The organism is Massilia sp. LC238 (assembly GCF_000735635.1).
GTDB classification, from domain to species: Bacteria; Pseudomonadota; Gammaproteobacteria; order Burkholderiales; family Burkholderiaceae_D; genus Telluria; species Telluria varians.
Map to the genome: position 1 here is coordinate 79,287 of NZ_JNNN01000079.1, position 9,935 is coordinate 89,221.

Consider the following 9,935-nt stretch of genomic DNA (forward strand, 5'->3'; position numbering starts at 1 on the left):
TTACGCACGACGTATCCCCATCTATACTGAAACGGCACCGCCAGGACGGCGGACGAAGGAGGCGATCATGCAAATGGCAAAGTATGCGGTACTGGCAATGACCCTGGGACTGGCTGCCTGCTCCACGCCGCAGCAGCGCGCCGAGCGCATGCAGGCGGAAATGACCGAGCTGATGACCATCTACGGTCCGGCCTGCTCGCGCCTCGGCTATGCACAGAACAGCGACCAGTGGCGCCAGTGCGTGCTGCAGCTCAGCACGCGCGAGGAACTGCGCCAGGCTCCCTCGTATTATGGGGGCTGGGGTGCGCGCCACTGGCGCGGTGGTGGCTACTGGGGACCGTACTGGTAAGCATGTGCGCGAACGCGGCCTTGGTCATGGCCGTGTGGGTCGCAAGCATGCGCTCGACCGTGGCCTGCGCATGGCGCAGCAGCCGCGGATGGCGCACGTCCGGCGGATGCAGGCTCAGCCGGATGAGCGGACGGCGCGCCAGCGCCAGCGTCAAGGCGTCCGCCACCAGCGGCGATGCCAGCCGGCCGGTCCGGTTGCGCGCCGCGTAGACCAGCGAGGGCGACAGCACCGCCCGGTCGCTGCCTGCCTTGCCTGCGCCTTCCGCGCTGGCGCCGAGCAGGTGAAAGCGCAGGAAAGTCGTGGTGTAGTCGAAATCGAAGGCGCGCAGGGCCTGCCAGGCGCCCTCGCCCATCAGCCAGGCCGGCGGCACGAAGCCGCGCACCGGCCAGCCGCGCTCGGCAAACCAGTCGAGTCCGCGCTGGATGCGCCGCGCCGCCTCGTCGGCCGGCAGGGCCGCGAACTCGCCTTCGTGGCTATAGCTGCCGCGCAAAAAACGCTCGCTCAAGCCAGGACCGCGCGGTGCGGTATCCAGATGGGTATAGCCGTGCAGCGCGAGCTCGTCCGCTTGCGCCAGGGCCCGTTCGAGCCCTGCTTCCATGCGCGCCGGTTCGCCGCCGGCACGGTGGTACTGGGGCACCACCAGCCAGGTCAGCGGCAGCTCAGCCACCTCGCGCATGGCCTGCGCCAGACGGCTGCACTCGTCCCAGGTGGCCGGGGCAACGTCGTGGATCGACACGCACAGGGCCGGCCGCTGCGTCCTGGCTACTTTCGTAGAGTCGCCGTCCGCTTGCCCCTCCATGTCAGTCGGGGACAAAGACCCGCTCCAGCACGCGCGCGGCTCCCGGGCGCGCCGCGAGCAGGCTGCCGTAGCGGTGCATCAGCTGCGGGAAGACCTGGCTCCAGTCATAGTGCTCGTGGGCCTTGCGCCGTGCGTTGGTAGAGAGGCGCACCAGGTCGCGCGCATAGATGGCTTCGATGGCGCCGGCCAGGCTGTCCGCATCGTTGGGACGCGCCAGGATGCCGGTCTGCTCGTCGACCAGCTCGGCCACCCCGCCCCCGCTGGTGCCCACCACCGGCAGGCCGCAGGCCATCGCCTCCAGCACGATCAGGCCGAAGGTTTCGCAATCTCCCGGATGCACCAGCACGTCGCAGCTGGCCAGCAGGCCGGCCAGTGCGCACTGGTCGCGCTGGAAGGGCAGGAAGCTCAGCTGCGCATGCTGCGGCAGCGGCGCCCCGCCCCCGACCAGCAGCAGATGGTAGGGCTTGCCGAGCTTGCGCACGGCCTCGACCAGATAGCTCAGCTTCTTGTCGGCCGTGAAGCGGCCGGCATAGACCAGCAGGCGCGTGTCTTCCGGCAGGCTGAGCTCGGCCCGCAGGCTGTAGCGCCGGCGACGCGGGTGGAAGATGTCACTGTCGATGCCGAGCGGCTGGTGCAGGGCATGCGTGACGCCCATGTCGGCCAGCTGGTGCACCATCAGCCGGCTTGGCGCCAGCACGGTATCGAACTCGCCGTACAGGTGGGCGAGGTACTTGCAGGTGCCGTGGGAAATGGTTTCGCCAAAACGGTTCTGCACCAGGCGCGGCAGGTCGGAATGGTAGAAGGCGAGCGCCGGGATGCCGAGCTGCTGGCGCAGGCGCAATGCCGCCCAGGCACTGTGGCCGGCATCGCCCGCCTCGATCAGGTCGGGCCGGGCCGCACGCAGGCGCCGCGCCGCGGCCGTCACCGAGACCGGCATGCGGTAGCCGTGGATGCCGGGCAACGCCACCGCCGGCACCCGCACCAGGCTGGGCGCTTCGTCCTCGCCGACATTGGGACTGAAAATGGTATGCCGCGCCCAGCCGTAACGTGCAAGCCAGCGCGACTTGGCGTTCAGGTAGGTGCTGACGCCGCCGCCCTCGGCAGCGTAGAACATCGTGATGTCGACAAGATGCATGTGGGGTCCGCTGAAAGTGCCAAAGTAGCAGCGGTCCACCAACGAGGCTTGCGCGCACGCACAAGCATCCGCGGAACTCGCTACCGTTCGTCTTTAGTCTTTACAGTGGATTATGCGCTGCGGCGATCCAGCATGGCGCGCGCAATCGTGCCGGCATCGACATACTCGAGCTCGCCACCGACGGGCACGCCGCGCGCCAGCCGGCTGACCTTCAGCCCGCGCGCCTTCAGCATCTCGCTGATGTAATGGGCGGTCGCTTCGCCCTCGTTGGTGAAATTGGTTGCGAGCACCACTTCCTCGACCACGCCATCGGCGGCGCGGCCGACCAGCTTGTCGAGGTGCAGGTCGCGCGGCCCGATGCCGTCCAGCGGCGAGAGCCGCCCCATCAGCACGAAGTACAGGCCCTTGTAGGTCATGGTCTGCTCGATCATCATCTGGTCGGCAGGGGTTTCGACGACGCACAGCAGCGCGCGGTCGCGCGCCTCGTCGGCGCACAGATCGCACACTTCGGTGTCGGCGAAGGTATTGCACATGGCGCAGTGGTGGACCGTGTCCACCGCCTGGTACAGCGCGCGCGACAGCATGGCCGCGCCTTCGCGGTCATGCTGCAGCAGGTGGAAGGCCATGCGCTGCGCCGACTTCGGACCAATGCCGGGCAGGCGCCGCAGCGCCTCGGTCAGGAAGTCGAGCGACCTGGACATGAGGTTTTTTCTTTCTCTTTAGAACGGCATCTTGAAGCCCGGCGGCAGCGGCATGCCGGCGGTCAGGCCGCTCATCTTCTCGGCGGAGGTCGCTTCGGCCTTGCGCACGGCGTCGTTGAACGCGGCCGCGACCAGGTCTTCCAGCATGTCGCGGTCGTCACCCAGCAGCGACGGATCGATGGTGACGCGCTTGACGTCGTTCTTGCAGGTCATGACGACCTTGACCAGGCCGGCGCCCGACTGGCCCTCGACTTCGATCTGAGCCAGCTGCTCCTGCGCCTTCTTCATGTTGTCCTGCATGGCTTGCGCCTGTTTCATCAGGCCTGCGAGCTGGTTTTTCATCATGGTCGGTATCTCCAAAAAGTGCCAAGTGGTTGATTCAATAGGTCAGGCCGCGGCCGGCTTCACCGAGCCGGGCACGACGAAGGCGCCGAAGGTCCGCTCCATCGCCTGCACGAAGGGATCGGCGGCGACCAGGGCTTCGGCCTGGCGCTGGCGCTCCTCGCGCGCCGCCTTGGCTTCGGCCGCGGCGGTGTACCAGGTCGGGCCGATCTCGGTATCGAGGCTGACGCGCACCGAGGGAAAGTGCTCCTGCAGCGCGGCCGTCAGCTTCTCGCTGTTGCCGCTGGCGCGCAGGGTGTCGACCGGCACGCGCAGGCGGAAGGTCGCGGCCTGTTCGTGCGCCACGCATTCGATCAGTTCGGTCTGCAGGGCCAGTTGCTGGGACACGCCGCGCAGCGGCAGGCTGGCGGCCAGCGCCGGCCAGTTGCCGTCCCAGCCGATGGCCGGGACCGGCGTAATGACGTAGGGATGCGGCGGCGCGGCCGGCGCGCGCGCAGGAGCGCCTGTCGCATGCGCCAGGCCCATGACGGCGGCCGGCGCTTCGGCGGCGACCGCCGTGTCGTCGGAAAATTCGGTGACCCAGGAAGGCGGCTCGTCATCGCTTGCCGCGGCCTGCATGCGCGCCTGGGGCTGCTGCATCTGCTGGACGGCTTGCGGCGGCTGCTGCGGCTGGGCGGCCTGCGGCTGTTCCCACGGCGGCGCCGATCCCGGACCCGGACGGCCTGCCGGAGCGCCCCCCATGGCGGCCGACGGCCCGGGCGCCGGTGGCGGCGCGGCAGGAGCCGGCGCCTGGGGCGCGGGGGCCGGCGCGGCCTCGGGACGCGGCCTGGCGCCGCCGCCGCCGTTGCGGCCGGAGGCGGCGCGTGCCGCTTCCAGTGCCGCATTGATCGCGGCGCGCGCGGAAGTCATGGCCGGCGCCGGGCTGCCAGGCCCCGGCACTGCCGGGGCGGCCGCCGCAGGCGCGGCGTGTGCCGCCGGAGGCGGCGCGGCCGGACGGTTCTGCGCCGCTGGCGCAGGACGCGCCACCGCCGCATGGCTGGCGGCGGCCACCGCTGCGGCGCGCGCGGCCGGCGCGTGACCGGGCGCCGAGGCGGCCGGTGCGCTTGGTGGCAATTCGGCGCCGCCCTGCCCCGGACGGAAGGCCAGCATGCGCAGCAGGGTCATGGTAAAGCCCGCGTATTCGTCCGGCGCCAGGCCGATCTCGTTGCGGCCGTGCACGGCGATCTGGTAATACAGCTGCACTTCCTGCGCGTCGAACGCCTGGGCCAGGCGCAGGATGTCGTTCAGTTCCGGCAGGTCCTGCGGCACTGCCGAGGGCACCGATTGCGCCAGCGCGATCCGGTGCAGCAAGGTGCCGAGGTCCTGCAGCGCGCCGTTATACGACAGGCTGCGGCTGGCCATCTCGTCGGCCACCGCCATCAGGTCGGCGCCGTCCTGAGCCAGCAGCGCGTCCAGCAGGCGCACCAGGTAGGACTGGTCGAGCGCGCCCAGCATGCCCTGCGCCGCATCCAAGGTAACCTCGCCGGCGGCATAGGCGATCGCCTGGTCGGTCAGCGACAGTGCGTCGCGCATCGAGCCGTGGGCGCCTTGCGCCAGCAGGCGCAGGGCCGGCTGCTCGAAGGCCACGCCTTCCTGGCCGAGGATGTTTTCCAGGTGGCCGACGATGTGGCCGGGCGGCATCTGCTTGAGGTTGAACTGCAGGCAGCGCGACAGCACCGTGACCGGGATCTTCTGCGGGTCGGTGGTCGCGAGGATGAATTTCACGTGCGGCGGCGGTTCCTCGAGCGTTTTGAGCATCGCGTTGAACGCGTGGTTGGTGAGCATGTGCACCTCGTCGATCATGTAGACCTTAAAGCGCGCATTGCTCGGCGCGTACACCGCCTGCTCCAGCAGCTGGGCCATCTCGTCCACGCCGCGGTTGGACGCCGCATCCATCTCGATGTAGTCGACGAAACGCCCTGCATCGATCGCACGGCAGGCCTCGCACACGCCGCAGGGTTCGGCCGTGATTCCGCCCTGCCCGTCCGAGCCGACGCAGTTGAGCGACTTGGCCAGGATGCGCGACAGCGTCGTCTTGCCGACCCCGCGCGTCCCCGTGAACAGGTAGGCGTGGTGCAGGCGGCCGGTCCTGAGCGCATGGGTCAGGGCACGGACGACGTGCTCCTGGCCGACCAGCGTTTCGAAGTTCTTGGGACGGTATTTGCGGGCGAGGACTTGATAGGACATGCCGGGATTTTACCGCAGTTGGCGCTTGGGGCGAACATTCCCTGGCCGGCCCGGCAACAATATGATTCCGCTAGGCATGACAAAGCCGCGTGCGCCTGGCATGTGCGTTTGGTACAGGGTGAATGGATATGGCAGGAAGAGAAAGGAAAGAGGCGAGCCTGATCTGCGGCACTTGCGGTGAACGGCTTTGGCTGCTTCGTTCCCGACCTGACCAGGTGAACCATGCCACAATGCGCAGGGGCCCGCCAGCAAGCATTATACCCGACCCCACCGTTTTTGGGGCCGGATCTTGCGAAGCCTATGCGCGATCCTTCAGCAAGGCCAGCAAGGCATGCGCGCCCGCTTCGGAGGACGCCGGATTCTGCCCCGTGACGAGCAGGCCGTCGGTCACGACATAGGGCTGCCAGTCATCCGTCTTGCTGTACTGGCCGCCATTTTTCACCAGCATGTCCTCGACCAGGAAAGGCACCACCTCGGTCAGGCCGACGGCTTCCTCTTCGGTGTTGGTGAAACCGGTCACGCGCTTGCCCTTGACCAGGAGGTCCCCGTCCACTCCCCTGACCTGTGCCAGCACGCCCGGGGCATGGCATACCGCGGCCACCGGTTTGCCGCCGGCGATCATGGCCTCGATCAGGCGGATCGAATCGGCATCCTGGGCCAGGTCCCATAGCGGGCCGTGGCCGCCGGGATAGAACACGGCGTCGAAGTCCTGCGCGCGTACGCCCGACAGGGTGACGGTATTCGCCAGCGCCTCCTGGGCCTGCGGATCGGCGCGAAAACGCCGGGTCGCCTCGGTCTGGGCATCGGGCTCGTCGCTCTTCGGGTCGAGCGGCGGTTGTCCGCCCCGCGGCGAGGCCAGCGTCAGGGTCGCGCCGGCATCCTTGAATACATAATAGGGAGCGGCGAACTCCTCCAGCCAGAAACCGGTTTTCTTGCCGGTGTCGCCGAGGCGGTCGTGCGAGGTCAGCACCATCAGGATGTTCATCGGGCCTCCATGTGCGTGGTGGTCAAAACGGCAGTCTAGCCGCCCCTCGCCCCACGCGCCGCACGGGAGTCCGCCGCCCTACAGTCCCAGCGTCCCCCAGATGTCGTCCACGCGCGCCTTGACTTCCGGCGTCATGGCGATCGGCGTGCCCCACTCGCGATTGGTCTCGCCCGGCCACTTGTTGGTGGCGTCGATGCCCATCTTGCTGCCCAGGCCACTGATCGGCGAGGCGAAGTCGAGGTAGTCGATCGGGGTATTGTCGACCATGACCGTATCGCGGGTCGGATCGACCCGGGTCGTGATGGCCCAGATGACTTCCTTCCAGTCGCGCACGTTCACGTCCTCGTCCACCACCACGATGAACTTGGTATACATGAACTGGCGCAGGAAACTCCAGACCCCGAACATCACGCGCTTGGCGTGACCCGCGTACTGCTTCTTCATCTGAACCACCGCCATCCGGTAGCTGCAGCCTTCCGGCGGCAGGTAGAAGTCGGTGATCTCGCTGAACTGCTTCTGCAGCAGCGGGATGAAGACCTCGTTCAGGGCCACGCCCAGCACCGCCGGCTCGTCGGGCGGCTTGCCGGTGTAGGTCGAGTGGTAGATGGGGTCGCGCCGCATCGTGATGCGGTCGATGGTGAACACCGGGAAGCTGTCCTGCTCGTTGTAATAGCCGGTGTGGTCGCCGTACGGACCTTCGAGTGCGTCCTCGAAGCCGGACGGGTGGTTCGCGTCCGGGTAGATATGCCCTTCTAGCACGATCTCGGCGGACGCCGGCACCCGCAATTCGCTGCCGATGGCTTTGGTCAGCACGGTGCGCTGGCCGCGCAGCAGGCCGGCGAACTGGTATTCGGACAAGCTGTCCGGCACCGGCGTGACGGCGCCCAGGATGGTGGCCGGATCCGCGCCCAGCGCCACCGCCACCGGATAGGGCTTGCCCGGGTTGGCCAGGGCGTGTTCGCGGAAGTCGAGGGCGCCGCCGCGGTGCGCCAGCCAGCGCATGATCACCTTGTTCCGGCCCAGCACCTGCTGGCGGTAGATGCCCAGGTTCTGGCGCTTCTTGTGCGGCCCCTTGGTAATCACCAGTCCCCAGGTGATCAGGGGTGCGACATCCCCCGGCCAGCAGTGCTGGATCGGCAACCTGGCCAGGTCGACGTCCTGCCCTTCCCAGACGACTTCGTGGCACGCGGCACCCTTCACCTCCTTCGGCGCCATGTCCCAGACCGCCTTGACCAGCGAACCCAGGCCCATGACGTCCTTGAAGCCCTTGGGCGGCTCAGGTTCCTTCAGGCGCGACAGCACGTGTCCGATGTTGCGCAGTTCGGCGAGGCTCTCGGCGCCCATGCCCAGCGCCACCCGGCGCGGGGTGCCGAACAGGTTGCCCAGTACTGGAATAGTGTGTCCAGTCGGTTTCTGGAACAGCAGCGCGGGGCCTTCGGCGCGCAGGGTACGGTCGCAGATCTCCGTCATCTCGAGGTGGGGCGACACCGGCACGCCAACGTGTTTCAGCTCGCCCATGCGTTCGAGCTGCGCCATAAAGTCCCGCAAATCTGAATATTTCATCAAGTTTTGATCGTAATCTCGTCAATAGAAGCTGGTTCAAGGCACCATGCCAAGTAGCTGATTTAGCAAGACTTTTCAAAATTTCGTCTTGGAAATCAGAACTAAAAGTAATAAGAGCGGATCGTGCTAGGGTTGACTTGGTATAAGTGAGCCACTAGAATCCGTCCTACTTGATGAGGCAGGCAGTCTTTCTGACATGATTTTAGCTGTTCTCATGCATTCACGGGGTCGGGGCCCCACATGACATTTTGAGGAGTGTTTTCACTGGGCGTCTGCCCAATCCCCCGAGACAGTTGTTGAGCCACTGGTTCCACCCGCACGGGTTTCAAAGCAGCCAGCTGTAGCAAAGCAATGACGGCGTTAGTCGGCCGCAAGGCGGCGACCTACGATATTTCTGATGCACGGCATTCAGTAACCCGACGCAGCGCACATCTCCCTGGAGACGCTGTGACAGGGCTGCTTTTCGCCGCGACAAGGGGAATTCGATGATCAATCGTTTCATCACGAGCGCAAGGCTCGTGCAAACCATGGCCAGCCAGCCAGTCACGTGGTCTTCCGTGAGCAAAACGGCACGCGGTGTACTGAATACCGCACGCAACACCCTGACCGTTTTCGGTCTTTCGGCAATCGCAATGCTTGCGCTGCTCTATACCAACGAAGACGTCGCCAAGCGCGTCTCGGACATGCTGCATCCGGAACCTGAAGTCGTGGTCGTGGCCAAGGCCGCACCGGCGCCGGTTGTCGCCGACGTCGCCGAAGCCGTCGAAACCACCCATGCCAGTGCCCAGCACCTCGGCAACAGCAAGCAGCAGCAATGGGTCACTTCCTGGCTGAGCAAGCGCTACCGCGTCGCCAGCGACGCCGCCAACATGCTGGTCTCGACCGCCTACATGACGGCGCACGAGGTCAAGCTGGATCCGCTCCTGATCCTGGCCGTGATGGCGATCGAATCGGGCCTGAACCCGTTCGCCGAGAGCCCGATGGGCGCCAAGGGCCTGATGCAGGTCATGGCCAAGGTCCATCACGACAAGTTCGAACAAGTGGGCGGCCAGCAGGCGGCCCTGAATCCGGTCGCCAACATCAAGGTCGGCGCCCTGATCCTGAAGGATTACGTCAAGCGTACCGGCTCGGTCGAAGGCGGCCTGAAGACCTACGTCGGTGCGGCCGACCTGGAAACCGATTCGGGCTATGGCGCCAAGGTGCTGGCCGAATACAAGAAGCTCAAGCAGGTTGCCAAGGGCCACAAGGTCCCGACCACCAATCCGCGTCCGCTGCCGGCTACCACGCTGGTCAAGCAGGCTCCCGCCGCCACCCCGACCGAAACGCCGGCCGCGGCGCCGGCGAAGGCCGAGAACCATGGTTCGGAAGCGCTGGCGACCCTGTAATCCTGCGCACAACACTCCTCACCGGCCACCGCTCGCGGTGGCTTTTTCTTTGTCACGCCGGTCGTTTGCCGCCAGACCTGTCCAGCAGGACATCCACGTCCTGGCGCAGTATGACGCAACAAAAAAGCCACTGGGCGAGGCCGCAGTGGCTTTCTCTACTATATAGATATCCGGACGCAGGGTTGAAGCAATTTGGCCCATACTCTTTTAACATATGTACAGCCATTAATGCCGTCAAAGAACCTGGTCTGTTCGAGCGCGTTGCTGATTTCATCTAAGTTGAACTCTTATACGCAGATCCCGATCATGCTTGCCAAGCCTCTGTGATCTTGCCCCGCTTTTCCCGGACACAGCCTGATGCTTAGTTAGCGTCAGTTTCCAGAGCCTGACGGCGTCGCTCTTTCCTAAACATCCGCGGCGATTTGTAGCCGAGCGCTGAATGCGGATGCA

The 9,935-nt window shown here is 66.2% G+C and carries 9 protein-coding genes and 1 other RNA gene; 2 read left to right on the top strand and 8 right to left on the bottom strand.

From position 1 onward, the window contains the following. Window positions 1-67: 67 nt before the first annotated feature. Complete coding sequence (locus FG94_RS26845) at window positions 68-349, top strand: hypothetical protein (protein ID WP_229446049.1); 282 nt, start codon at window positions 68-70, stop codon at window positions 347-349. Here FG94_RS26845 and FG94_RS23300 read toward each other — a convergent pair. The 8 genes from FG94_RS23300 to ubiD form a co-directional block, all read right to left on the bottom strand. Further along, window positions 252-1,163 carry a DUF2334 domain-containing protein gene (locus tag FG94_RS23300; RefSeq protein WP_229446050.1) on the bottom strand — a complete coding sequence of 304 codons (912 nt, stop codon included), beginning with the start codon at window positions 1,161-1,163 and terminating at the stop codon, window positions 252-254. The two genes, FG94_RS26845 and FG94_RS23300, sit on opposite strands and share 98 nt — an antisense overlap. Further along, window positions 1,150-2,283, bottom strand: coding sequence for a glycosyltransferase (locus FG94_RS23305; RefSeq protein WP_051997034.1), 1,134 nt, complete (start codon window positions 2,281-2,283; stop codon window positions 1,150-1,152). The genes FG94_RS23300 and FG94_RS23305 overlap by 14 nt, the downstream gene beginning before the upstream one ends. A 110-nt stretch (window positions 2,284-2,393) precedes the next feature. Then, complete coding sequence (gene recR, locus FG94_RS23310; RefSeq protein WP_036216722.1) at window positions 2,394-2,984, bottom strand: recombination mediator RecR; 591 nt, start codon at window positions 2,982-2,984, stop codon at window positions 2,394-2,396. A gap of 18 nt (window positions 2,985-3,002) precedes the next feature. Further along, on the bottom strand, window positions 3,003-3,329 hold the full coding sequence (locus tag FG94_RS23315) for a YbaB/EbfC family nucleoid-associated protein (protein WP_027866165.1): 327 nt from the start codon (window positions 3,327-3,329) through the stop codon (window positions 3,003-3,005). Between the two features lie 42 nt (window positions 3,330-3,371). Further along, window positions 3,372-5,552 carry a DNA polymerase III subunit gamma/tau gene (locus FG94_RS23320; RefSeq protein WP_036216724.1) on the bottom strand — a complete coding sequence of 727 codons (2,181 nt, stop codon included), beginning with the start codon at window positions 5,550-5,552 and terminating at the stop codon, window positions 3,372-3,374. Window positions 5,553-5,700: 148 nt separating this feature from the next. Further along, window positions 5,701-5,799: signal recognition particle sRNA small type (gene ffs / locus FG94_RS26850), an RNA gene on the bottom strand. A gap of 51 nt (window positions 5,800-5,850) precedes the next feature. Next, complete coding sequence (locus tag FG94_RS23325; protein WP_036216726.1) at window positions 5,851-6,537, bottom strand: type 1 glutamine amidotransferase domain-containing protein; 687 nt, start codon at window positions 6,535-6,537, stop codon at window positions 5,851-5,853. 78 nt (window positions 6,538-6,615) lie between these two features. Beyond that, window positions 6,616-8,100 carry a 4-hydroxy-3-polyprenylbenzoate decarboxylase gene (gene ubiD / locus FG94_RS23330; protein ID WP_036216728.1) on the bottom strand — a complete coding sequence of 495 codons (1,485 nt, stop codon included), beginning with the start codon at window positions 8,098-8,100 and terminating at the stop codon, window positions 6,616-6,618. A gap of 632 nt (window positions 8,101-8,732) precedes the next feature. On the opposite strand from ubiD, the gene FG94_RS23335 reads away from it, so the two are divergent. Then, entirely contained in the window at window positions 8,733-9,485 is a 753-nt protein-coding gene (locus tag FG94_RS23335; RefSeq protein WP_307188130.1) for a transglycosylase SLT domain-containing protein, read from the top strand. The last annotated feature ends 450 nt before the right edge of the window (window positions 9,486-9,935 follow it).